This window comes from Sporotomaculum syntrophicum (genome assembly GCF_009932395.1).
In the GTDB taxonomy this organism is placed as follows: Bacteria; Bacillota; Desulfotomaculia; order Desulfotomaculales; family Desulfallaceae; genus Sporotomaculum; species Sporotomaculum syntrophicum.
In genome coordinates, this window is sequence record NZ_LSRS01000006.1 from 128,512 (window position 1) to 152,315 (window position 23,804).

At 44.8% G+C, this 23,804-nt stretch carries 27 protein-coding genes and 1 other annotated feature; of the genes, 17 read left to right on the forward strand and 10 right to left on the reverse strand.

Features of this window, described 5'->3' with window-relative positions; translation table 11 throughout:
* Positions 1-108 precede the first annotated feature (108 nt).
* From glgP to SPSYN_RS13115, 6 genes are all read left to right on the forward strand, one after another.
* Entirely contained in the window at positions 109-2,655 is a 2,547-nt protein-coding gene (gene glgP / locus SPSYN_RS13090) for an alpha-glucan family phosphorylase (RefSeq protein ID WP_161822937.1), read from the forward strand.
* A gap of 39 nt (positions 2,656-2,694) precedes the next feature.
* Positions 2,695-3,387, forward strand: a complete 693-nt coding sequence (locus tag SPSYN_RS13095; RefSeq protein ID WP_161822938.1) for a YetF domain-containing protein — start codon at positions 2,695-2,697, stop codon at positions 3,385-3,387.
* Positions 3,384-3,764: a DUF4363 family protein gene (locus SPSYN_RS13100; RefSeq protein WP_161822939.1), complete on the forward strand. Its 381-nt coding sequence runs from the start codon at positions 3,384-3,386 to the stop codon at positions 3,762-3,764. Before SPSYN_RS13095 ends, SPSYN_RS13100 begins: the two co-directional genes overlap by 4 nt.
* Positions 3,765-4,339: 575 nt before the next feature.
* Positions 4,340-4,714 (forward strand): hypothetical protein, encoded by a 375-nt coding sequence (locus SPSYN_RS13105; RefSeq protein ID WP_161822940.1) that lies wholly within the window; start codon positions 4,340-4,342, stop codon positions 4,712-4,714.
* A gap of 18 nt (positions 4,715-4,732) precedes the next feature.
* Complete coding sequence (locus SPSYN_RS13110; RefSeq protein ID WP_161822941.1) at positions 4,733-5,323, forward strand: stage II sporulation protein M; 591 nt, start codon at positions 4,733-4,735, stop codon at positions 5,321-5,323.
* A 118-nt stretch (positions 5,324-5,441) separates the two neighbouring features.
* Positions 5,442-6,338: an SDR family oxidoreductase gene (locus tag SPSYN_RS13115; RefSeq protein ID WP_161822942.1), complete on the forward strand. Its 897-nt coding sequence runs from the start codon at positions 5,442-5,444 to the stop codon at positions 6,336-6,338.
* 13 nt (positions 6,339-6,351) lie between these two features.
* Here the strand turns inward: SPSYN_RS13115 and SPSYN_RS13120 are convergent, their stop codons facing one another.
* Both SPSYN_RS13120 and SPSYN_RS13125 read right to left on the reverse strand, forming a co-directional pair.
* Positions 6,352-7,098, reverse strand: a complete 747-nt coding sequence (locus SPSYN_RS13120) for an alpha/beta hydrolase (RefSeq protein WP_161822943.1) — start codon at positions 7,096-7,098, stop codon at positions 6,352-6,354.
* Between the two features lie 34 nt (positions 7,099-7,132).
* Positions 7,133-7,882, reverse strand: a complete 750-nt coding sequence (locus tag SPSYN_RS13125; protein WP_161822944.1) for a tetratricopeptide repeat protein — start codon at positions 7,880-7,882, stop codon at positions 7,133-7,135.
* 182 nt (positions 7,883-8,064) lie between these two features.
* Positions 8,065-8,333, forward strand: a binding site (T-box leader).
* A gap of 172 nt (positions 8,334-8,505) precedes the next feature.
* On the opposite strand from SPSYN_RS13125, the gene aroF reads away from it, so the two are divergent.
* Together aroF and pheA are read left to right on the forward strand one after the other, a co-directional pair.
* The gene (gene aroF / locus SPSYN_RS13130) at positions 8,506-9,519 is read left to right on the forward strand and encodes a 3-deoxy-7-phosphoheptulonate synthase (RefSeq protein ID WP_161822981.1); all 1,014 of its coding nucleotides are present in this window, start codon (positions 8,506-8,508) and stop codon (positions 9,517-9,519) included.
* Positions 9,519-10,658: a prephenate dehydratase gene (pheA, locus tag SPSYN_RS13135; protein WP_161822945.1), complete on the forward strand. Its 1,140-nt coding sequence runs from the start codon at positions 9,519-9,521 to the stop codon at positions 10,656-10,658. The genes aroF and pheA overlap by 1 nt, the downstream gene beginning before the upstream one ends.
* A gap of 129 nt (positions 10,659-10,787) precedes the next feature.
* Here pheA and SPSYN_RS13140 read toward each other — a convergent pair whose 3' ends face one another.
* The 3 genes from SPSYN_RS13140 to SPSYN_RS13150 form a co-directional block, all read right to left on the reverse strand.
* On the reverse strand, positions 10,788-10,949 hold the full coding sequence (locus tag SPSYN_RS13140; RefSeq protein ID WP_161822946.1) for a hypothetical protein: 162 nt from the start codon (positions 10,947-10,949) through the stop codon (positions 10,788-10,790).
* A gap of 25 nt (positions 10,950-10,974) precedes the next feature.
* Positions 10,975-11,448, reverse strand: coding sequence for a bifunctional nuclease family protein (locus SPSYN_RS13145; RefSeq protein ID WP_161822947.1), 474 nt, complete (start codon positions 11,446-11,448; stop codon positions 10,975-10,977).
* Between the two features lie 140 nt (positions 11,449-11,588).
* Positions 11,589-11,933, reverse strand: a complete 345-nt coding sequence (locus SPSYN_RS13150) for a phage holin family protein (RefSeq protein ID WP_161822948.1) — start codon at positions 11,931-11,933, stop codon at positions 11,589-11,591.
* A 122-nt stretch (positions 11,934-12,055) separates the two neighbouring features.
* On the opposite strand from SPSYN_RS13150, the gene SPSYN_RS13155 reads away from it, so the two are divergent.
* From SPSYN_RS13155 to SPSYN_RS13170, 4 genes are all read left to right on the forward strand, one after another.
* The gene (locus tag SPSYN_RS13155) at positions 12,056-12,352 is read left to right on the forward strand and encodes a carbohydrate-binding protein (RefSeq protein WP_161822949.1); all 297 of its coding nucleotides are present in this window, start codon (positions 12,056-12,058) and stop codon (positions 12,350-12,352) included.
* Positions 12,353-12,490: 138 nt separating this feature from the next.
* Positions 12,491-13,282 carry a tRNA lysidine(34) synthetase gene (locus SPSYN_RS13160; RefSeq protein ID WP_202623835.1) on the forward strand — a complete coding sequence of 264 codons (792 nt, stop codon included), beginning with the start codon at positions 12,491-12,493 and terminating at the stop codon, positions 13,280-13,282.
* A complete protein-coding gene (locus tag SPSYN_RS13165) occupies positions 13,275-13,712 on the forward strand; it encodes a hypothetical protein (RefSeq protein WP_161822950.1) in 438 nt (145 codons plus the stop codon). The genes SPSYN_RS13160 and SPSYN_RS13165 overlap by 8 nt, the downstream gene beginning before the upstream one ends.
* Positions 13,713-13,784: 72 nt before the next feature.
* On the forward strand, positions 13,785-14,522 hold the full coding sequence (locus SPSYN_RS13170) for a hypothetical protein (RefSeq protein WP_161822951.1): 738 nt from the start codon (positions 13,785-13,787) through the stop codon (positions 14,520-14,522).
* A 112-nt stretch (positions 14,523-14,634) separates the two neighbouring features.
* Here the strand turns inward: SPSYN_RS13170 and SPSYN_RS13175 are convergent, their stop codons facing one another.
* Positions 14,635-15,342 (reverse strand): demethylmenaquinone methyltransferase, encoded by a 708-nt coding sequence (locus SPSYN_RS13175; RefSeq protein ID WP_161822952.1) that lies wholly within the window; start codon positions 15,340-15,342, stop codon positions 14,635-14,637.
* Positions 15,343-15,619: 277 nt separating this feature from the next.
* Here SPSYN_RS13175 and SPSYN_RS13180 point away from each other — a divergent pair, with 277 nt between their 5' ends.
* Positions 15,620-15,796 carry a hypothetical protein gene (locus tag SPSYN_RS13180; protein ID WP_161822953.1) on the forward strand — a complete coding sequence of 59 codons (177 nt, stop codon included), beginning with the start codon at positions 15,620-15,622 and terminating at the stop codon, positions 15,794-15,796.
* A gap of 51 nt (positions 15,797-15,847) precedes the next feature.
* On the opposite strand, the gene SPSYN_RS13185 is transcribed toward SPSYN_RS13180, so the two are convergent.
* Entirely contained in the window at positions 15,848-17,050 is a 1,203-nt protein-coding gene (locus SPSYN_RS13185) for an MFS transporter (protein ID WP_161822954.1), read from the reverse strand.
* 279 nt (positions 17,051-17,329) lie between these two features.
* Between SPSYN_RS13185 and SPSYN_RS15795 the strand changes: the two genes are divergently transcribed.
* The 4 genes from SPSYN_RS15795 to SPSYN_RS13200 are packed head-to-tail and all read left to right on the forward strand — an operon-like array spanning position 17,330 to position 19,039.
* The gene (locus tag SPSYN_RS15795) at positions 17,330-17,479 is read left to right on the forward strand and encodes a hypothetical protein (RefSeq protein WP_207708559.1); all 150 of its coding nucleotides are present in this window, start codon (positions 17,330-17,332) and stop codon (positions 17,477-17,479) included.
* 16 nt (positions 17,480-17,495) lie between these two features.
* Positions 17,496-17,825 (forward strand): group II intron maturase-specific domain-containing protein, encoded by a 330-nt coding sequence (locus SPSYN_RS16070; protein ID WP_279279296.1) that lies wholly within the window; start codon positions 17,496-17,498, stop codon positions 17,823-17,825.
* Positions 17,826-17,874: 49 nt separating this feature from the next.
* Positions 17,875-18,162: a transposase gene (locus tag SPSYN_RS13195; protein WP_161822955.1), complete on the forward strand. Its 288-nt coding sequence runs from the start codon at positions 17,875-17,877 to the stop codon at positions 18,160-18,162.
* Positions 18,163-18,217: 55 nt separating this feature from the next.
* Positions 18,218-19,039 carry an IS3 family transposase gene (locus tag SPSYN_RS13200; protein ID WP_279279294.1) on the forward strand — a complete coding sequence of 274 codons (822 nt, stop codon included), beginning with the start codon at positions 18,218-18,220 and terminating at the stop codon, positions 19,037-19,039.
* 288 nt (positions 19,040-19,327) lie between these two features.
* Here SPSYN_RS13200 and SPSYN_RS13205 read toward each other — a convergent pair whose 3' ends face one another.
* From SPSYN_RS13205 to SPSYN_RS13215, 3 genes are all read right to left on the reverse strand, one after another.
* Positions 19,328-19,714 carry a hypothetical protein gene (locus SPSYN_RS13205; RefSeq protein WP_161822957.1) on the reverse strand — a complete coding sequence of 129 codons (387 nt, stop codon included), beginning with the start codon at positions 19,712-19,714 and terminating at the stop codon, positions 19,328-19,330.
* Positions 19,715-20,999: 1,285 nt separating this feature from the next.
* Positions 21,000-21,338, reverse strand: coding sequence for a hypothetical protein (locus tag SPSYN_RS13210; protein WP_161822958.1), 339 nt, complete (start codon positions 21,336-21,338; stop codon positions 21,000-21,002).
* A 25-nt stretch (positions 21,339-21,363) separates the two neighbouring features.
* Positions 21,364-23,727: an RHS repeat domain-containing protein gene (locus SPSYN_RS13215; protein WP_341478890.1), complete on the reverse strand. Its 2,364-nt coding sequence runs from the start codon at positions 23,725-23,727 to the stop codon at positions 21,364-21,366.
* Positions 23,728-23,804 lie beyond the last annotated feature (77 nt).

Below are 23,804 nucleotides of genomic sequence, written 5' to 3' on the forward strand. Positions count from 1 at the left end.
AAGGGGTTTATCCCTTCTTGGCCGGTTTTTTAATTTTTTTCTTGTGCATGTGAATCCTTAATAAGGATAAAATAATAAAAACCTACACCAGATAACGGAGGTCATCACATGTTTTATTTCCGCACTATTACAGTAAACCCGCCACTGCCCGAGCGCATTGAACGCCTGCGTGAGTTGTCCTATAACCTCTGGTTTAGCTGGAACAGCCAAGCCTGGGAACTGTACAAGGGTATTAACCCGGGACTTTGGGAGCGAGTGAACCACAATCCGGTTAAATTTTTGCTCCGGGTACGCCGGGAAGAACTGGAACGGGCAGCTGCCGATAAAAACTATTTAAAAAATTACGAGGCGGTTATGGCCAGTTATGACCGCTATATGAGTGGAGAAAAATGGTATTCGCAAGTCCACCCCCGCTATAAGGATAAAACTATTGCTTATTTTTCTGCTGAATTCGGACTACATGAATCCTGCCCGATTTATTCTGGTGGTCTTGGCGTGCTGGCCGGAGATCATACCAAGTCGGCCAGTGATCTCGGTTTACCGTTTGTGGGAGTAGGTTTGTTGTATAGACATGGTTACTTTAGGCAGATCATCAACCCGGATGGCTACCAGGAAAACCATTACCCAGATTTAAATTTTAATGAGATGCCAATTACACCGGAGGTTGGAGAAAACGGTCTGGATTTCACTGTATCGGTGGAGTTACCTGGAAGAACGGTATATATCAAGATGTGGAAGGCCCAGGTAGGGCTGGCTAAGTTAATTCTCCTGGATACCGACCTGCCCGAGAATATGGAAGAAGACCGCAAAATTACCGGACAACTGTACGGTGGCGGTAGGGAAATGCGTATAGCCCAGGAGATCGTACTTGGTGTTGGGGGAGTTAGAGCATTAAAAGCACTGGACATCACGCCTGCTATCTGGCACATTAATGAAGGACATTCGGCCTTTTTAACATTGGAGCGGTTACGGGAGATGGTTAGCAATGGGGTTCCTGCTGCTACGGCTAGGGAGGCTATCCGTGCTAATACGATCTTTACTACTCATACCCCCGTTCCTGCCGGGCATGATGTATTTGACCGGCATTTGGCAGAAATACATTTGGCTGAGTTGTGTCATGATACTGGTATGGATTGTGATACCTTATTGGAACTAGGATGGGACGCCGAGCAAAACGAGTTTAATATGACGGTTTTAGCTATACGCATGGCCGGTTTTTGTAACGGGGTCAGCATACTACATGGAGAAGTGACCCGTCAAATGATGCACAGGTTCTATCCTACCATACCAGTTGAAGAGGTACCTGTTACCTCTGTTACTAATGGGGTACATACTTGTTCATGGATTGCTGAACCCTGGAAAAATGTTTTTAGCAAGTACCTGGGGGAAGATTGGATCGAAAAAGTGACCGATACCGCGTTTTGGCAGCGGATTAGTGAAATTCCCGACCAAATAATTTGGGACACCCATGTACAGTTAAAAAATCAGGCAATTGCCTATATCAGGGACAGAATACAGGAAAAATACCGGCGCAATCATGAGACCGATGCAGTTATTACCGATGCTGGGGAGGTCTTACAACCGGATGCTCTGACTATTGGGTTTGCTCGACGTTTTGCCACTTACAAACGAGCGGCGTTAATTTTTAGTGACCCGGAACGACTAGCCACGATACTAAATGATTTGGAGCGACCGGTGCAGATAGTATTTGCCGGTAAAGCTCATCCAAAGGATGTTGCCGGTCAGGAATTAATCAAAAAAATCATCGACTACTCCCATGAGGAACCATTTAGAGGCAAAATATTGTTTCTGGAGAATTACGATATCAATGTAGCCCGGCATTTGGTGCATGGTGTGGATGTGTGGATGAATACCCCGCGTTGGCCTATGGAGGCTAGCGGTACCAGTGGTATGAAAGCAGGTATGAATGGTGTACTGCACTGTAGCGTGCTTGACGGATGGTGGCCTGAGGCTTATAACGGCCAAAACGGTTTTGCTATAGGTAATCCAGGTGATATGCAATTAAATGAGCATCAGCAGGATCGAAATGATCTTTATTATTTATACAAGGTTCTTGAGGAAAAAGTGATTCCGCTTTATTACGAACGTAAAAACAATATACCCGTCCATTGGGTTGCCAGGATGCGCAATTCCATACGTACAATAATTCCACATTTTAGTACAGCCCGGATGGTCATGGAATATGCTGAAAGGCTTTATCTACCGGCAATTGACCGCGGGATTGCCTTTATGGAATCAAATTACGCTGCGGCTGAACAGACCTGCCGGTTTAAACGGTTTATTCAGGAGAACTGGCATCATGTAAGAGTGGAGCACACCCAGAGCAACGGCAGATGGGATATGAAGGCCGGTGAGGAACTGGTGGTGGAGTCGGTGGTGAGGCTCGGCCCGATAAATCCGTCGGAAGTGGCAGTGGAAATTACCCTGGGGAACGATAAAGGACCTTATATCAGCAATTTAAATACTATTGTAATGGAACTAAAAGAAAAGCTGGGGGAAGGCAGCTACCGGTTTGCAGGCAAAGTTCCTCTATCCCAGGGAACTTATGGGTACACTGTACGGGTAAGGCCTGTACACGAGTATATGACCTTTAAATTTGAAATTCCGCTGGTGCGGTGGGCGGAAAATTTTTAATTGTGACATAAACATCTATATCATACTTTAGGTGGTTTTATGCTGCTGATTATTATTAGAACACTAATCCTTTATATTGCTGTTGTTGCCGTTATGCGGATTATGGGTAAGCAGGAAATAGGTCAGCTGCAACCATTTGAGCTGGTAGTGGCATTGATGATCGCTGACTTGGCTGCCATACCCATGCAAGATACAGGTATACCTTTGCTCAGCGGTATTATTCCTATTATTGTTTTAATGGTGGCCCAGGTAGCATTATCTTTTATTTCTATGAAAAGTATGAAGGCGAGAAATGTAATTTGTGGCTGTCCCAGCGTGGTAGTTGCCAATGGCAAACTGGTGGAATCCGAGCTAAGGTATTTGCGGTATAATATCAATGACTTGCTGGAACAGCTGAGAGTAAAAAACTACCCCAATCTTGCTGATGTGGAGTTTGCCATCTTAGAAACCAATGGCCAGTTAAGTGTGATACCAAAGTCGCAAAAGCGGGCTTTGCAGCCGGATGATTTAAATATTAATACAACGTATGAAGGAATACCTATAACTTTAATCACTGATGGTCAATTAAACGAAAAAAACCTGCGCAAAGTTAACTTAACCAGGGAGTGGCTGAGGACGGAACTGCTCAAATTTGGCGTTGATGACTTTAGAAAAGTTTTTTTTGCTAGCCTTGATACAGCGGGACAACTATTTTACCAGCTGAAAACCAAGCCGGGCGGTGGCCGTGTATGAGGATTTATGTAACTGTGTTAGTTGCGTTGTTGATGGTGTTGACGGTTAGCATTATTACACCATACAGGCTGGATGCTTCTGCAGGTGAAATTTTGGCAGGGTTTGGTGAAATGGAAAAAGCTATTAATCGTGGTAATTGGGAAGAAGCCAGTGCTGGTATAGACATAACGGAAAAATTGTGGAACAAGGACAAAGGTTGGTGGGCAGTCGTGATTGACCACCAGGAAATTGACCATATTGACATGTCTCTGCTCCGGACCAAGGAGTATATCAGCAAGCAAGACCGTACCATGGCATCAGGAGAACTGGCGGTGCTCAGGCAAATGTTGGAGCATATCCCTCAAAAGGAACAGGTGAACTTAAAAAATATTTTTTAAACATTATTACGTCTGTTATTAAAGCCCCAGAGAATGGGGCTTTTTGCATTGTACATCGAATTAGCCAGCTGTTTTATTATGATCGCCATAGGGATTAGCTTTCTAAGCGCTCAAAGTACATTTTAAGGTATAGAGAATAGAAACCGAAACGTTGGAAACGCCGTAGCTGAGGACAGTTGCACCAAAACCGGCGAGCGCTATTACTATTAAGGAGGCTGCAGCTGATATGACAATGAGTTTATAAATACCTTGTTTAGTAATAGGGTACAAAGAAAGAGCAGTAGGACGTATTAATAGAATAAAACCGCAGTAACGTAACATAACACCAGAATTTCACTGCGAGCAAGGCGAAGTATTAGTACCAGGCAAATAGTACTATATATTTTTCTTCATCAAGACCGGTGATGGAACAGGCTTTACATGTTTTAGATACTTTCTTGATACAACATTCCAAATCATGGTTTAGCCGCACATATTCGCTCACGGAATGCAATATATTTTTCTTATTTAAAAGTGCAATTGACAGTTAAACAGGCAAAAATTGTATGTTATAGTATAGGACAGAGGTGAAACAAATGAATGATATCTGGTATCTTGATGAAGGTGTTTGGATGGTTTATGTTGAAGAGCTGCAGGTAGCTGAAGATTTTAAGTCTATACCTGCCATGCAATTTATTACTGCTTACTATGATAACCGTGGCAGGCAGAAGGCTGCACAGTTCAGGTTTTTTCAAGGGGACGATTTGCGCCCAGGGTCATGTTTGTTACATTATGTAAGCCGCTTAGCCCGTTTGGATTATTACAAGGTGCTGGACTTGGCTAAGCACTTGCCGGGTTTAACCTATAGGGAATTTTATCAGCAGCGCAGCTACCAACCGGAATTGTTTGAGGTGTTAAATTCTTATGAACCGGTACGTAAACATACAGGTAAGAAGTATAAATCTAAATAATTAAAGGTGGGGTGATAATTGTTAACCTGGTTTGCTAAGGGCTGGCAGGAAATTAGAAATTATCGGCAGGAGGGCTTGCTTTGTCTGGCCATATTTGCGCTGGCGGCCTTTACCGGCCATCTTATGGCCTTGCTTGTTTCTGAAAATATCGAAGAGTATTATGATATGTTGAGGGAAATGATTTTGGCTAACCCTTTCGGCGGGGGTTTGCCGGATAATTTATTTCTGTATATTTTAACCAGGAATAGCGCGGTTAGTTTAACTGTGCTTGTGCTGGGCATTATTACCTATAATGTTTGGCCGGTGTTTATTTTATTGCTTAACGGCGCTATTGGCGGTTTTGTCGTGCAGATGCAGGCGGCTTTATTAAATCATCCAAGTTGGCAAATTTGGCTGATTGGACTTTTGCCCCATGGTGTGCCTGAACTGGGAGCTCTTTTTCTAGCCGCGGGAGCCAGCTTTTACTACCGCCGCTTGCGTAGTCAGGGTGAACGTGTTTCCGGGCGTGTATTAACAACTTATTTGGTTGTGGTCTTGCCTTTGCTGGTACTGGCAGCAGCTATAGAAACCTATATTACGCCGCTTTTGCTGCATAGGTTTTTGTTCTAAAATATGTGCTGAGCATTAAAGGAATTTTAACGCCGAGATAAGAAATATATTACTAAAACTGGAGGCTCCGGTGTACTGATAGCCAGGAAAGATAATATGTTTGCAGGGAAAGGAACAGATGACTGTGATACTTGTAACCGGTGGTACGGGCCTGGTGGGGAGCCATCTGGTGCGCGCTTTGGTGGAAAAAGGTTATGCAGTGCGCTGTTTGGTTCGGACACCGCAAAAAGCCGGTGAGGTTTTACCTGCTGGTGTTGAATTGTTCAGTGGGGAAATTAACGATCCGGTACTCGTAAGGAAAGCTTGCCAGGGTGCAGACCAGGTTATTCATTTAGTAGCTATTATCAGAGAACATGGAAATCAAACCTTTGAATGTGTTAACGTTGAAGGTACCTTGAATCTAGTGATTGCAGCCGGTCAGGCCGGGGTAAAGCAATTTATTCATATGAGCGCCTTGGGTGCCTGTGACGATGCCCGCTATATATATGCTTATTCCAAATGGCGTGGTGAGGAAGCAGTCCGGCAAAGCGGCTTAAATTGGACTATCCTTCGCCCTTCGATAGTGTATGGGCGAGGATTTAATTTTTTTAATCGCTTGCGCCAAGCGCTAAAGATGTTCCCTAAGCCTTTTGTGCCTGTTCCTGGGCGGGGAGATACTTTATTTCAGCCTATCGCGGTAGAAGATGTGGTGAAATGTCTGGTGCAGGTATGTGATAACCCCGGTATGCTGGGTCGGATTATTGAAATCGGTGGACCCGAGCATTTAAGCTATGTACAAATGCTGGATGCATTATTAGCGTGTTTAGGGGAAAAGCGCTATAAGCTTTATGTGCCCATGCCGATGATGCGCTTGGTTGTGTTGCTGATGAGCATTATTTTGCAGGACCCTCCGGTTACTCCAATTGAGTTAAAACAGTTGGATATGGATAATACTACAGCTCTTAACGCTGTGGCAGATATTTTTGGCTTCGAGCCCATGCCTTTGCATGAAGGCTTAAAATATCTGAGTAATTAATTGAATCCGGTGGCTATTCCTTGTGGATGCTATCCAGCCAGGCAAAAAAAGTGTCCCACACTATCTTGTGATGGCCGATAAAACGGTGATCTGCCTTAGGAATATAAACCAATTCTTTGGGTTCCCCTGAGCTTGCATAAATAAGCTGAGCGTCAGCAGGGTTAACCACCTCGTCTTTTTCCCCGTGAATAATTAGTAAAGGTCGAGGTGCTATAAGGCCGGCCATTGCAGGTATATCAAAGACGTCCCGGTCGTCAAAAAACTTTTTACTTTTATATATTTCCCCTTCCTTATTAGCTTCCACCTGTTGCTCTGCATAACTATTAAATAGCACCTTTAACCTGGCTGGTGCCGCCCAGGTGCATACTCCCTCAACTCGCGAGTCACTGGCGGCGTGGCAGAGCGCTGTGGTGCCGCCAAAACTGCGCCCTGTTGTGTATACCGGGCCCAGACCTGCCGCTATACACCAGTCAACTGCGCATTTCAAATCGTCGATTTGGTCTGAAAGGGTGATTTGCTCAAATAACCCTTCACTTTCCCCAATGCCGCTAAAATCAAAGAGCAACACATTAAAGCCCCGTTGCCCCAATTCTTCGCCCATTAGCAGGGCCATACCACCGCCTTCTTTACTGCCGACGAACCCGTGGCAGACGACTACTACCGGGCCTTGTGCTGTACCCGGGGTGTGCAAAAGACCAACCAAGTTAAGACCGGAGGAATTTTTAAAATTTATTCTTTGCCAGTTTAATTTATTTAGCATAGTGAGCACCTCATTTATACCGTTTAATGGGAGCTTAATCATTCCTGGGTAATGTTCCTATTCTAATGTTTTCAATAATGGCGCGGGCTCCCAAATTGTCATTAGGTTCAATTTTAACCAACCAGCCTAAAAGTTGTTGCGCGCTTTTTATATCGCCAAGGCGCAGCTTGACCAGTGCCAGCCCGTGTATAGTGCGCAGGAAGGGGCGATTCTCTACCCAGTTCCAGGGTAATTGGCCTTTAAAATTAGCTGGCAGCACTGAACAACCAATAGTGTAAGCCCGGCTATAGTGTTTTTCGGTTTGAATTAAGTCTCCAGACTTCCATTCTATCGTGGCCAGGTGATTGTAAGCGTCGATGAAATATGGACATATATTGATGAGGCTGGTAAAGATGCGCTTGGCGTTATATAAATCCCCGTTTTCCGATTGTTCACAAGCCAGGTTGAATATACTCATTAAATTTAAAACTTCACTTGGCCAGGCAAATTCCCACTCTTTGCGTCCCCTTTTTTCCAGCCTGATGGGATAATAAAGCTCCGGGTTTTTTTTATGGTGGCTTTCCGGTTGTACAATTGCAGGAAGATTAAAGGCGTTATTGGACTGCAACCAGTATTTGTATTGTTCCCAGGCTTCAAGCAGGCATTCTTCATGCCACTTCATCTGCCTGGAATGGTAGGACCGTCGCAATAATTCATACATCAACCTGGTTTCCCGCTCACCTTTGGCACCGTGAGTGACAAGTAAAACATCGGCTAGTACATGTTTGGCTATATTCTTTTCCAAGCCATCATCTCCAATTCACCTGGCTCTGTTCAAAGAGAATATTTTTAACATAGGAAGTTAATTTCCTGCTATTATATAGTATACATCAATAAATATATGAGCGGGTTAAGCAGAAAGCTCACAAATAGCCCTTGCTAATACTGTGCCCTAGTGGTATACTTTCAATTAACTTAAAGATTTGAATAAATTCCATGAAGGAGAAAAGTAAGCTGGGAACAGACCCCCCAGGGAGGGAGCGCCACCGACTGGAAGCGTTCCTGGGTTATGACCAACTGAAGTTCCCTCCGGAGAAGCCGGCTGAAACCAATCAGGCAAGTAGGCCGGGACGTATTCTACCCACGTTACAGGGTAGGGGGTATCGGATTATTCCTGTGCTCTAACTAAGTGGATCTGGTTGCTTAACCGGATCAATTAGGGTGGTAACGCGGTGGCAACGCCTCTCGTCCCTTAGGGATGAGAGGCTTTTTTGATTGCTTCTGCCATGGATTCTCCCGTACCTTGATATGAGGGGGCCTGCTTTTTGGCGGGTCAACCAGGGTGGTACCGCGGAAGCAGCCCGTCGCTTTCGTCCCTGCGGGGACGTGCGACGGGCTTTTATTTATTTCTTATTTGGAGGGATAAAGATGGTAGTTGTTATGAAAATTAATACCAGCGCGGAACAAATTGCCACCCTGGATAAACGGTTAAAAGCTAGCGGTTATCAAACACACTTAATTAGAGGTGCGAAGCGCATAGTGATTGGGGCCGTCGGGGACAGACGACCTGTTGAGCCGGCTGAGCTGGAATCCATGCCTGGTGTAGAAAAAGTGCTGCGCATTATGAAGCCCTATAAACTGGTTAGCCGTGAAGTGCAGGAGACAGATACAATAATTAAAATCGGCGGCCTTGAGATTGGAGGCAAAAAGCTAACAGTTATTGCCGGCCCGTGCGCTGTGGAGAGCCGTGAACAATTGCTGTCTGCCGCCCAGGCAGTGCGCCGGTCCGGAGCCAATGTGCTGCGGGGCGGTGCCTACAAGCCCAGGACCTCCCCTTATAGTTTCCAGGGGCTGGAGAAGGAAGGGCTGCGTTTGCTGGCGGAGGTAGGTGCGCAAACCGAATTAGCTACAATTACCGAAGTGGTGGATGAAGAAAGCTTGCTTACGGCTGTCCGGTACGTTGATATGGTACAAATAGGTGCAAGAAATATGCAGAACTTCCGTTTGCTGCGTGCAGCCGGAAAATCCGGTAAACCAGTTTTGTTAAAGAGGGGACTCTCGGCGACTGTTGAGGAATGGCTTATGGCTGCGGAATATATCGTTTCCTCTGGTAACAGGGAGGTAATATTGTGTGAACGTGGTATTCGCACCTTTGAGGACAGCACTCGCAATACACTGGACTTAAGTGCCGTAGCTTTGGCTAAACAGCTTACGCACCTGCCGGTAATCGTTGATCCCAGCCATGCTACCGGTAAGCGTGAACTGGTGGGTGCCATGTCCAGGGCAGCGGTGGCGGCCGGGGCCGACGGGCTGATTATCGAAGTGCATCCAGACCCTGCTGTCGCGTTGTGTGACGGCCCCCAGTCGCTGGATCCTGGTGAGTTCGATGCTCTAATGTCCGGGCTGCGTCCTTTGGGTGCGGCAGTGGGGAGGGAACTGTAATGTATACATTAGGTTACCTGGGACCCCAGGGCACCTTTTCACATACTGCTGCGCTGCACTATGCCGGTCGGCACGGGTATACACCCGTGTGCTGTTCAAGTTTGGATGCGGTGATGCAAAAGCTCGCTTCCCAAAAGTTGACCTGCGGTATTGTACCGGTTGAGAATTCTCTGGGTGGTTCGGTGGGAGAAACGCTGGATTTGTTAACCAGAGCGGAGGGAATATGGGTAACCGCGGAATTTCTACTTCCGGTAAAGCAGCACCTGTTGGCGCGTCCCGGGGTGGTATTGGCGGATATATCGAAAGTATACTCGCACCCCCAGGCCTTGGCCCAGTGCCGTAGCTTTTTGAAGCAGCAATTACCGAATACACCTGTTGTGGAAACGGTCAGTACCGCATCGGCGGCACTTATGGTGGCTGGTGCTGAAGCTGCAACGGCGGCAGTAGGCTCGCAAAGCGCCGCGGTTACCTACGGGCTGCAGATACTGTATGCTGATATACAGGATAAGGCTGATAACACGACCAGGTTTTGGGTGCTGGGCAGAGAAAAACCTTCCTTCTCTGGGAAAGCTAAAACGTCGCTGGTGCTGGCCCTGCAAGATTCTCCCGGTGCTCTATGCCGCATTTTAAGTCCGCTGGCGCAGCGGGGAATAAACCTGACGCGCATAGAATCAAGACCGTCCGGCAGCAAACTAGGCGAATATATCTTTTTTATTGATTTTGAGGGGCACAGTAACAACCGTGAGGTATGTGACGCCGTCAGGGAACTGAGAGAAAATACCTTCTGGCTTAAAATGTTAGGCTGTTACCCTGTTGCTACCGGAGATGGGGATATGCCCAGTCGCTGGGAACCGGTGCAGCCGGTTGGTTTACCAGGCCTGCGTAAAGAGATTGATAAGATAGATGATAATATATTACGTTTATTAACCAGACGCCAGGAACTGGTTGAACAAGTAGCTGCTTTTAAAAGCAAAGACATGGTAGTCGACAGCAGCAGGGAAGAGGAAATATTATGCAGGGTAAAAGAAATGGCTTGTCAGAGTGGAATCGACCCGGATATAGTGGAGGGAATATACAGGCAGATTTTTATAGGGGCTGTACGCAGGCAGGTGGATTTGCTCGCAAGCTGTGGTAATTGACCAGAGGCTGTTGCACAATGAGTGAATGGTCATTGTGCAACAGCCTATAATCTTGCTTTTTGAAGTTTTAAAGGCAATCTTTAGGCAATTATAGAAAGGAGCTTTTTGTGAGAATCAAAGACTTTGTAACTATGCCGGCACTATTCTGATTGGAAGTGATGCAACCCATCTTGCAATGAACAGCGAAAAAACAATTGAAGAAAAGAAGCTGGACGCTTCTGAAACGCCAAGTCTAGATGCTTCTGCAATACCAGGTCCAAGTTCTTTAATTGATTTAAATAACGCAACCATAAAGGACCTTCCAATTACTGGGATATTAATGTAGTGATTTCTTATATTCTTCAAGTGATTCACCAGATAGTTCCTCAAGAGACCTTTTAACATCATCATCCATTATTTCCTGAATATCCAGCATTTGTCCCTGTAAGGACTGGGAAATATTTATGGGTATCTCAGCCCTTAACGCCAGAGCTATGGCATCGCTGGGGCGAACATCAATTAAATATTTATCTTTTCCAGATGCTAGATATAGCTCGGCAAAGTAAGTGTTATCCTTTAAATCGGATATTTCTACGGCAGTGATACTGGCTCCTAGAGTTTGGCAAATGGTTAGAGTTAGATCATGGGTCAGAGGGCGATCTAAGGGAACGCCCTCCATAGCTAAAGCGATGGAATGAGCCTCTAAAAGCCCTACCCAGATAGGCAGTACCCGGTTCCCTGAGGCATCGGTGAGTAAAATTATTGGGCTGCCTGACATATCGTAAGCAATTCCTTTGACTTTTACAATCATAAGAATATACCTCCCGAAGAAGTATATAGTGTTGGCTAATCTGTTGGACCGACAATGAAACAATTACCTGTATATAGCTACAATGATTTGTGGCTATTCTATCACTTAATTGTATGTTGTCAAACGTAGATAACTAATATTTATTTTTTTTCGAGGAGCAGCAAGCTAAGCAGCCAGCTGATGATGCCGGTAATTATTGCTCCCCAAAAAGCGCCGCCGAAACTAAGTACATCAAATCCTGGTACCAGCCAGGCAGCAACAACGAAGGTAATAGCATTAATTATTAAGATAAACAGGCCTAGACTAATAACTGTTAAGGGAAAGGTCAACAGCATGAGCACCGGGCGCAGAAATGTGTTGACAATACCCAGTGCAGCCCCGGCCAACAGTGCCGGGAGGATACCGGAAATGCGAATGCCTGCCAGTAAATGATCAGCCAGTACTAAGGCCAATGCGTTAAGTAAAAAAGTCAACAACCAGTTCATATAATTTTCCCTCCGGTTTATTAGTTACAATATAACATTTTTCCACGTATAAATGAAACAAAAAAAAAGCAATATAAAAATAGTTCCCAATTTTAATATATGAAAAAAACGGAGGTGTTGTTATGCAAAGTTGGCATGATATAGAAAAGGGCGTAGAAGTTAAACCCACCTATGGGAATCAAGTTAACATTTGCTATTCCGGATTGCTAAGTAAATGTGGTGCGGACCAGGTGTACCTGCATTGTGGTTACAGTGACCCTAATAAGTGGCAGGAACCTATGACCACGAATATGGACCGCACGTCTAGAGGGTGGGAGAAAAATGTGCCGATGAAAAACCATACTTTAACTTTTTGCTTTAAGGATAGTGCGAACAACTGGGATAATAACTGCGGCTATAACTGGATAGCCAGAGCATAATTTAGCTTAAAGAGCAGGCTCCATAACTAATGTGCCTAAAGGAGCCTGCTTTTTGTATTGTAATGTTTTATCACATTCATGGTATAATAATCCTATTGTCTGTCAAAATATTATGTTCACAAGATAGGGTGTTAAAGCTTGCAAGATGCTTATTTAAGATGGTTTAAGGGCAAAGTGAAAAAAGCGATGACTCATTATCAGATGATTTGTGATGGTGACCGGGTGGCCGTAGGACTGTCTGGTGGCAAAGATAGCATGGCGCTTTTGCAGGTGCTCCATATGATCCGTCGGGAAGTCCCTGTGCGCTATGACTTGCATGCTATATTCATCAATCCCGGCTGGCCTATGGATGTTGACATAATGGCTGATTTTTGCCGGCAAAGGGATATACCGTTCACTAATAAATTAACCGATATCGGCGAGGTTGTTTTCATAGAGCGGCAGGAGAAAAATCCCTGTGCGTTGTGTGCTAACCTTCGTCGGGGAGCGATCAATAACACAGCCCGGGCTTTGGGCTTAAATAAACTAGCTTTAGGTCATCATCTAGATGATGCTATTGAGACTTTTATGATGAGTTTGATTTATACCGGACAATTTAGGACGTTCTCTCCGGTGACTTACATGGATCGCAGTAATATCACCTTGATTCGCCCCCTGATTTATATAACTGGACAAACCGTGGAAACTTTTGTGGAGCGCTACGGACTGCCGGTAGTGAAAAGCCTGTGCCCGGTGAACGGTAAAACCAAAAGAGAAGAAATGAAAAAGCTGGTGGAAATGCTGGATGAACGCTATCCTGACCTAAAAACTCGGTTTTTAACTGCTTTTCAAACCTTTGACCCGCAAAATTTGTGGCCGCCTATGGTTAGCCGCCATCCGGCCAGGGGTGACATATGTAAAGGGGAAGGAGTTAAAAACAAAATTGAATAATAAGTTTAGATATGCTGCCGGACAGGCCATAATTGGTATTGCGATATTTTTGCTAATTTATACTTATTTTTTTTATAATATGTATCAACCGTTACCTGGTTTGGCGGAAAGTTGGGGTAAGGCGTTGTTATTGTCCCTAACGGCTGTGTTGGTTGGTTTGTTGATAGAATTGGGACGGTTTTGGGGACAAGTTTTAGAAGTAAAAATAAATACTGATTTGCTTATCCTCCAGGGTTGGCCAGCAGCTGTGCTCAGTCTGGTTCCGGAACCTCTTTGGCTGCAGGCCGGAGCTCATACTTTCCCATATATTTTTTTTGGGGACCCAGTCGTTACCGGAATATCCGGGGTATGGCTGGGAGTCGTTTTGTTCCGTTCCATATTCACTAATAAAAATGTTAAAGAAGATGTATGCAACAAAAAAAAAGAATAATTTTTTTTACTCTTAGCAGGAAATTTATGGAAAGCATGCAATATTTTATAAGTGGAGGTGACACCAAAAAAAATGTACAAAAGATATGGTGAAGTTCTGCTAAGGCTGGAAGAACTAGGTGCACGTGCTGGTAAACTAAATAACAGTGACCGGAATGAACTCCAGAGTTTACTCGAGGAACAGGTGTGGCTCGGTACTACGATGATTAAAAAAGCTAAATCCAATTTAGAAGAAATCGATGGGACTTTTGAAAAAATCTTTGATTGGATGATTGATGTTTCTGATTTAATTGACCGTGCCGCCGGTGAAGCCGGTACACCAGAAGATTTGTTGGAATTGGAAAATATCATGGATGATGTGGTTAAATTAAAGGAGCAATTGAAACAGCTAAAACTGGACAGACGACTTACCCACGCTGCAACCAAGCAGGCTGGGAATTCACTGCAGGATGCACGCCTTGAAGCGGCACCGGCTACGGCTCAGGTGCGAGTAGACACTTCATCTGTATCAAAGGCAAAACCGGTTGAAGTTGCAGAGTCAAACCAATCACCAAGGCAAAATACTGCAATAAATGATACTCCGACGTCGGTAGAGTCACTGATGGTGGTTCCGGCTAAAACAGATAGGCAGGCACAAAAGAAATCAAATAAAAAAAGTAATAAATCCAAATATATGCCTGGCAATCAATATCAGCCACCTCAGGAATTGCTAGTATCGATAGCTGAAAAAATATCACCGGCAACTCAGCTTAGACTATTAGAAGATGCCAAGCAATTCATTGGGTTTAATTTGCCGGGGCCTATAAAGTAAGAAAGATAAACTGTACAACAAAAGAGGAATATCCCAATTAAGGAAAGGGGACACACCTTTTTTAGAGGAATGTCCCCAATAATGTCCATCGGGTGGGGTTTAAGCCCCACCCCTACTGTGGTTTATGCCCCAGGTGCATTGCAGCTACTCCCCCGGTGTATGCTTTTACTTCAATATCAACAAGACCGGCCTGTCGAAACATTTCCGCCAGTTCCCGGCGACCTGGGAAATCCTTGGCTGATTCCTGCAGCCAGGAGTATTGCTGATAGCTTTTTGCCAGCAGTTTACCGAGAAACGGCATAACATAGCCGAAATAAGTATAATAAAGCTGCCTAAATACTGGCAGGGTAGGCTGGGAAGTTTCTAGACACACTACTTGGCCACCCGGCTTGGTAACTCGAGTCATTTCCTGCAGCACGCGCAGGTAGTCTGGAACATTGCGCAGGCCAAAGCCAATGGTCACATGGTCAAAGTAATTATCATCAAATGGTAAATCCATAGCGTTACCGTGCAGCAGTTGCACCTGCTGTAAGTTCTGGGCCTGCACTTTGTCCCGGCCTATTTGGAGCATATTTTGGCTGAAGTCCAGCCCGCAGACTGTGCCGTCCGGCCCGACAGCTTCGGCTAGAGCGATAGTCCAGTCAGCTGTACCACAGCATACGTCTAATGCCCTTTGGCCTTTTTGTACCTGCATGCGTTTCATGGTATCCTTGCGCCAGGCTTTGTGACGTTGAAAGCTGATCACCGAGTTCATAAAGTCATATTTACCAGAAATAGATTCAAATACATCATGTACTCGCTCTTCTTTGGATTGATACATTGCTTTCCCCTTCTAACTTAACTCTTTAGCTGTCGCTCGAAAAACTACAATATTATTACCGTAGCCTGGCGATAATGCTGGTCTATCATCAGTATATCATTGCAGTATAGATCTTAACAGGGCAGAGGTATTGTATATTTTGACGTTTTTTATTTAGATTATATTTTTTAATGATAATGCTCAAAATAAGTTGAACACGGCCGGTTAGCATGGGGCTATGTGCTTTTCAGGTGGTCTGGTGGGAGTGCCACTAACTTTATTAAATGGAGGGCAAGCAATGTCTAAGAATGAAGCCAATAAAATATTTGCTAATCAGAAATATGTAAGTCCTATAATTAAGGAAAAAGCTGCTGAAAATGATAACCAAGCAAAAATGATTAATGCCTCCCGGGCTTTTCGGAACCTTCCGCCTGAATTGGTGATGGGTAGCAATGAACATGCAGGTGAGAAGTGAAAAGGGATTAACCTATGGTTAACCTGCACTGTTTTAGGTTAGATAACGACTTTACTGCTGCTGCTTCTGAGTTATTTCCTCCCGGTTGGGCAGTAGTAACGCTAGCAGCAGGCCAATTACTGGAAAAATAATTAATGTTTCAAACACCGCCGGTAATTCCCACCTATCAGCCACCCAGCCCAGCATGGTTGCACCTACTCCTCCCATACCAATACCAAAACCCAGCAGCAGTCCCGAGGCCAGACCAACGTTGTTGGGCATCATTTCTTGTCCCAGGACTACCGTTGCGGAAAAAGTGGAAATAATTACAAAACCCATCAAGGCGACTAAAATGGTGGTCCAGAAGCCGTGCAGGTGGACAAATAAATACAGCAATGGGATTAGCGAGGCCATTGAAATGACGATGATATTTTTCAGCCCCCAGCGGTCTGCTGCCGGGCCACCTACCATTGTACCGAAAACACCGGCAAATAGAAACAGTGAAGTAATGGCTGCGGCATATTTTTCACTTTGCTGCAAGTACTGCACGTAATATTGGGGTAAAAATGTAACCAGGCCAACGTGTACAAAAGAGCGCATGATGACCACTGCTACCAGCAGTAAAACCGGCAATACAAACCAAGGCCTATCCTTGCTTGCCGAGCGGGCGGCGTGTGGAGCAGTCTTTGCTGTCCCGGCCGTATCACCTGAAACGCCATGAATAGCGGTTACCCTGGGCAGGAAAATCCAGAGCAACAGAGCCATTAAGCTGTTTAGGATAAAAAATCCCGCCGACCCGTGTAGACCGGCCAGTCCGAAGAAATAAGTGGCCAGTACCGGGCCGGCGGCAAAGCCCAAGTTACCACCCATGGAAAATATAGACATCCCTGTTGCCTTGCGCGGCCCGCTGGCCAAACGGGCATATTTAGAGCCTTCGGGGTGATAGGCCGCCACACCAAGCCCGCTAACTAGTGCAATGAACAGCAGTACCGGGTAATTTGTACTAAACCCGGTTAAGGCCAAACCTGCACCAGACACCAGACATCCCATGGGAATCAGCCAGGCTGCTCGGAAACGGTCGCTAAAAATACCGAAAACCGGTTGTATAACCGAGGAGCTTAAATTAAAAGCCAGCATCACCATGCCTATCTGTACCTGGCTAAGAACAAAAGCGGGCTGTAAAAAAACCAGCATCATGGATAGAGCACCCTGGCTGATATCAGTTATAGCATGGCCTGTGCCCAGCAGGGTAAGTATTTTTTTGTTCATTTTCATGGGCCGGTTCCTTTCCTAACAAGCTACGCCTGTGATTATATTAGTTGCTTTATATTTTCTGTTGTTGTTATTATTCCTTTCCTTGAGAAAATAACCTATTAGGCCTTGGATAAAAAAGCAAAATGGTGTTTAATTAAACTTGAACATTGTTGCACTTGCTGTGTAATTATGGAAGGAGTTTAAACCAGATGCCAAACGAATTGTCCAACGAGATGTTGCAAATAGTGGCTGTGGAAACCGCTGGCTGAATTAGTAAAGATTGAACCCCGGGCAGTGGGCGTGGGACAGTACCAGCATGACGTAGCACCCAAACAGTTGAATGATAGCCTGGCCAAGGTAGTGGAGTCGGCCGTTAATTATGTGGGGGTCGATTTAAATACTGCTTCGGCGTCTATTCAAAGGGGTATTCATCAAATTCAAAAATGGTAGTACGGGTGTAAACTTCATAGCGTCAGCTAGTAAGAACTCAAACAAGGCTTTTCGAGATAAGATAAAAACGCTGGAGATACACAGGAAAACAGGGTGCAAAATTGATATGATTGCTGAAGTAATAAATCCTACCATTAGAGGATGGACTAATTATTTTTGTAAATATAATCCCCAGGCAATCAAGTATTCATTAGACTGTGTAGACAGGCGATTGGTCAAATGGGCAATGTGCAAATTCAAAAGGTTTCGAGGACACAGAAAGAGAGCGGAAGTATGGCTATCTGAAGTGAAGAAGAGAGAGCCTAATTTATTTGCACACTGGCAATATGACTCATTCCCACTTTGACGGACACCGAATCGTGATTATATAATCAAATCATGAAAGGGTGTTAAAAGTGGGTAGCCATAATAATAGGTATGATGATGAATTCAAGACTAGTGCTGTAAAATTGGTACTAGAAAAAGATCGAACAATAAGTGCAGTGGCCAAAGACTTAGGAATCTCACAACCGGCCCTTAGGCTATGGGTAAAAGCAAGTACTGAACCAGAAGATGCTACTACTAAAAGACTCGCCGAGCTTGAAGCTGAGAATAAAAAGCTTAAAAAACAACTAGATAATGCTAATGATACAGTTGAAATATTAAAAAAATCGGTAGCCATTTTCGTAAAACCACAGAATTAGCTACAACAACCAGTGAGCTATATAAATTTATAAAAGCTCATACCTCGGGCATTCTGTGGAGAAAATGTGCAAACTATTAGAAGTATCCCGGAGCGGTTTCTATGACTGGGTAGATAGGCCACCATCAAAGCGAGAGAAAAAGCACAAAAAAATACTTAAGATAATTAAAAAAATCCACAAAAAGCATCCCGTATGGGGAGTTGATCCTACCTGGGCAGAAGTTAAAGAAACCATACCATGCAGTCGTGGGACAGTTTATAAGTTGAAGAAAAATGGCATAAGCTCCAAACGCAAAGCTAAATGGAAAGCAACCACCAACAGCAAACACAACTTACCTATAGCGCCAAATCTATTAGAGCAAAATTTTAATGTAGAAATCCCCGATACCGTATGGGTAGGGGATATAACCTATAATTGGACAGCAGAAGGCTGGCTTTACACAGCCATAGTCAAAGATCTATGCACCAAAGATGTTGTGGGCTATGCCATGGGCGATAGAATAAATAAAGAGCTTGTAATAAAGGCAATGAAAATGGCCATAAGAAAAGAAAGACCAAAACCAGGGCTAATATTTCATTCTGACAGAGGAAGTCAATATTGTTCAAATGACTTCAAAGACCTATTAATAAACAATCATATCCGCCAAAGCATGAGCCGTAAAGGTAATCCCTATGATAATGCTTGTGCAGAAAATTTCTTCAGCTGCTTAAAATGTGAATGCACTAATTTTTATTATTTTAAAAATAGAGATGAAGCTAAACTAGCTATTTTTGAATATATCGAAATCTATTATAACCGTCAAAGGCGGCATGCAGCTTTAGGGTGGATGACTCCTGCTCAATATAAGAAGCTTTTATTTTCGGATCTTGCAGCATAAGGTCGTTAAGAGCCGCACAGCTTTTATGCCGCGAAAGCCTATTGATATGGGGTGGCACCCTCTGGTACAATCTCGAAGGCGGAATCGCCGTAACAATTTATTTCCGCCTAATAGAAGGGAGTCCAGAGGGTGCAGGGGCCCCCATGTCAATAGGACCGTGGAATAAATCCGGAATTAGGAGCAAGTTTACAGAACCTTATGTAAATCTAAGTTATGTTCACGAAACAGTGTCCAGAAAACAGAAAATGGCTCAACGATAATTGTTCCCGCATTACCGGTGCCGTCGTCTTAATACAGACTATCGGTGTAAGTGAAGGTGACTGTTCGCCCGAGGCTGTCGGTAATCTCGGAGATCAGCGGCCAGGCCCGGTCAAACCCGACTTTATCCAGCCATGCTGTGCCTCCTATGCTGCCGTTTTCTTCAGAATTGCGAAACTCTAATCGGACATATCTCGCATCATTACTGGTTTGGATGAATCTTTGTACAAAATCCCAGTAGCCACTTGTGACTCTGGGGCCAAGTTGGTGCGATTGTATACAACGAAAGTTCTCATCATATACACGATACCCAAGCTGGGTTTCGCCACTGGTTAATTGATCTTTTAAATAGCCGCTGACACAATATTGGGTTTCCAGCAATACCGGTATAATGTTGGAAAGCGCGCTTTTTCCCACGATACCGCTGTACTTCAGCGATGAGTCATCTTAGTAGGATGAAAATGTACGCAGTGCTGCAAGTCAGCTTTTGAAGAGCCAGGTGCGGGAAATCGGCGTACCTGGTTCCGTGGGGGCCGGGCCACCAATTGGGTGACCCGCTTTACCCGGAGTACGCGGTCAATTAAATCATGGAGCAAATATTGTGGCACTCCCAGAGGAAATGGGAGAAAACCGGGGAAACAAAGCATTTCCTGAAGTTTAAAAGGTCCGCATCTACTTGAACCTTTGGGAAATTGCTTTAGGCCAATTAGGCCTAAAGCAATTTCCTCGAGCACCACTATCTGGTTCCCATAGGCAGGGTTTCCTTAATACTGAACTCCTTTAATTGATTAATATATTAACTTAGTGAGGGACGGTCCCCTTATGGTAGTTGTTGGGTATGACGCTAGCCGGGCCCAACAACTACCCGAGCATAATTGTAGTCGGTCCTGGTGGTCCGACCGTCGCTGTGCTGGATGTTGATTGTCCCAGCGGCGTAATAACATAGTCCAAGCAGTTGTTAGCGTTATGTAGTGACACTCCCGGAGGAAACAGGGGGAAACCGGGAAAACAAAGCGTCTCATAAAGTTAAAAAAAGGTCCGCATCTTCCCGACCCTTTTAGGTCAATTGCCTAAAGAAATTTTATCGAGCGCCACTATCTGGTTCCCATCGGCAGAAGTTTCCTTAATATTGAAGTTCTTTAGTTAGTTAATATATTAACTTTGTGAGGGACTGTCCCCTTATGGTGTCCCCTTATGGTAGTTGTTGGGAATGGCGTAAGCCAGGCCCAACAACTGCCCGAGCACTGGGTTATTCTCACAATAAGTATATAGGTTAAGGCTTAACGGATTATTAATCTCCCCCTTCATCACTATCCCTGGAAATAAACCTCCCCACAGTCGGGTCATAATACCTGGCCCGCAGGTAGTAAGTACAGACCGCTCTCGTCGTCATAATACTCTCCGGCATATTTCAGCAGCTGGGGCAATTGTTCCTACTGGGAGAGAATGTTGCCCCATCCACGGAGGTTCTGTATGTATTAGTTCGGAGGTGTCCCCATTATAAATACAGCACTTTCCAACCGTTATAATCTGATGGGTCAAACCCCCACGGTTGATTTTCACTATCGTAAAAAAAGTAGATGATTCTTGTTTTAAGGCTTAGCTGGTTATCAACCTTGCCTTCCTCACTATCCTTCGGATAGAAAAAGGGCTAATGCCAATTTGAACACATTAGCCCATATTATTATTAAATATGCTGTGATTATTCAGCTAGTTTATCCATCATTTCATTTAATACCTTTATATTAAATTCAGAAGATAAATGATTTAATTTAAGCCAATATGCATCCTCATCTGCATATGATTGAATTGCCTCTTTAATAATATCTTCTTTTAACTCTTTTACTATAATGAATGGACATCCTGCTTCAATGAAGTTTTTCTTTGACTTGTTCATTTGAGTTATTAAATTTTGATGCGTTACCACAACAACTGTATAGCTATAGCCATCTTCTAATTTAACAAAAACATCTATATTATCGTCTTTTGTATCTGCTACCATTTCCAGTGGTGTTGGAAAGCTAATTTTCCTTACTATCATAACATCTCTCCTCTACAGCATATTTTTATTTATTATACATCTTCTTTAAAATATCAAGCACCTTTTGCTCATTTGCCTTACTTGACTTAGCTAATATTTCTATTTGACCATCAACAGTTCTATAAAAAACTCTTGCTCCATTTTTACCTCTCAAATATGAAATATCTTTAAACAAATTTTTACTGCCTAACCCCGGATTTGTATTACCTTGTGCTAGCTCCTGAATTAGATGGTCTGCTTCTTGTTGAACTCTTTCATTTGCACCCATTTTTGCAGCTTCCTTCACCAAAGCCGAATTGTCCCCTATCTTTGATACAATTTTAGCTTCAGCTGCCACCTTAAAAGTCTTAACCCTACCGGCAAAAAAGTATGCTGCCGCCGATGCACCGGCCTTAGCATCAGCCCAACTCAAATCCTCATTGGTTAGCTCATCATAGTTTTCAGGTCCCACCAAACCTTCCCTAACATATATTATAGCGCCTTCAGGTGTTGTCTTTACTGCTGCCCAACTGCTTTGCCAGTTATCACCGTTAAGTACTGCACCAACACCCAGCTTTAAATCTTGCCAAACTTCTTTAGCAGAATGCCCCGTCGGGTCCAGGTAATTTAACGGGTTGCTGTAACAATATACATACAGGTTTAGCGATAGTGGGTTCGTTATGCTCCCTTCATTAGAGTCTCTGGAAATAAACCTCCCCACGGTCGGGTCATAATACCTGGCCCGCAGGTAGTACAGGCCGCTTTCATCGTCGTAATACTCTCCGGCATATTTCAGCGGCTGGGGTAATTGTTCCTGCTGGGAGAGGATGTTTCCCCATTCGTCGTAGGTGTAGCTGTTGACGATATTGCCGTTTTGGTCTATTACCTTGGTTACGTCTCCGTGGCCGTTGTACAGGTAGTAGTAATAGCTACCGCCTACTTTCCTGGCTAAAGCTTGGTTACCCCAGATCGTCTGTGCGGTAACATAGCCCCCGGCGTTGGATTCGGTGATGACTCTGCCGGTGTTGTCGTAGTGGTATCTGGTGGTGCCCGAAGGGGTAACTTTTTTGGTCCTGAGCCCTTCGGGATCGTAAGAATAGTTACTAGTCTGACCACCGGTGGTGAATGTGGCCAATTGGTCCCAGTTGCTATAGCTAAAGTCGCCGGGTATAAATCCGTCCAGGCCGCTATCGTTGGGGGAGGCTGTTGTCCGGTTGCCTCTGCTGTCGTATTGATAGCTGAGCTGCTCACCGCCCGGCCTTTGCACGCCTGTCAGCCGGTTCAGGACGTCGTAGATGTAGCTTGTGGTCTGGCCGTTTTCTGTGACGGAGGTAATGTTGCCGTTGTTGTCGTAGTTGTAGCTGTATTGGGTGATTGTTTGGCCGCCTAATTTGTTGTGCATGGTTTTGAGTCGGTTGCTGTTGTCGTAGGTGTATTCGGTGCGGATGCTTGTACCGCCGGTTAATTGGGGATAGTTGACGGCTTTTACCATGCCGTCGCCGTAGTATTCGTAGGTGAAGTTTTTGCCGTCGGCGGTGACGGTGGTTAATCTGTTCAGGTTGTTGTACTGATAGTTGGTTGAAAGACCAAATGGATCGGTTGTTTTACTTTTGTTCCCTAATAAGTTATATTCAAAACCAACGTCGGCTCTTGTTTTGACAAATCCAGTAAAAATATAATAGCTGTAGGTCAGCGCTTCACCGTTGCCGGTGGTGTCGTTTACGGGCTGGTATTTCTCCAGTACGCCAAGGGGGTGGTAATAATATTGTATCCGGTCCCGATTGGCTGTTCTTTGGGCTGGCCGGCTGTCCTGGTAATATTCCAGGGTGGTGATTTTGCCCGAGGCGTCTTTTATCTCCACCGGCAAGCCGTTGGCGTTGTATTTATAGGTGGTAGGCTGTCCCGCCGGGGGCTGTTTGGCTACCAGAGCGCCCCTTTCGCTGTACTGCTTTACCGTGGTTAAGGGGGTAGCGCCTTGGTATTGTTGTATCTGGGTTAAATCCCCTAAACGGTCGTAGTCGTAGTCGGTGATCTCGCCCAGGGGGTTGGTGACTTTGATTAGTTGGTTCAGGGCGTCGTAGCTGTACTGGGTGCTATTGTTATTGGGGTCGGTTAGTTTGGTAAGGTTGCCCGCCAGGTCGTATTCGTATTTTTCTTCAACGGCGGTTCCACCCGGCCCGTTGGGGTAGCCTTTTATCGATATTGTTCGGCCCCACTGGTCGCTTGTCTCTACGTAATGGTTTTCTGCTACACCGGTGTCCGACGGGACGAAGATGGTGCTTTTGGTACGGTTAAATATATCGTATTCAATGCTATATTTGTTACCCTGGGGGTCGGTGACTTTTTGCAGCCGGCCCCATCCGTCACTTTGGTAGGTGGTCTTGTTGCCGTTGGGATCCGGGTCGCTAATTGGGTGACCCGCTTTACCCGGAGTACGCGGTCAATTAAATCATGGAGCAAATATTGTGGCACTCTCAGATAAAACGG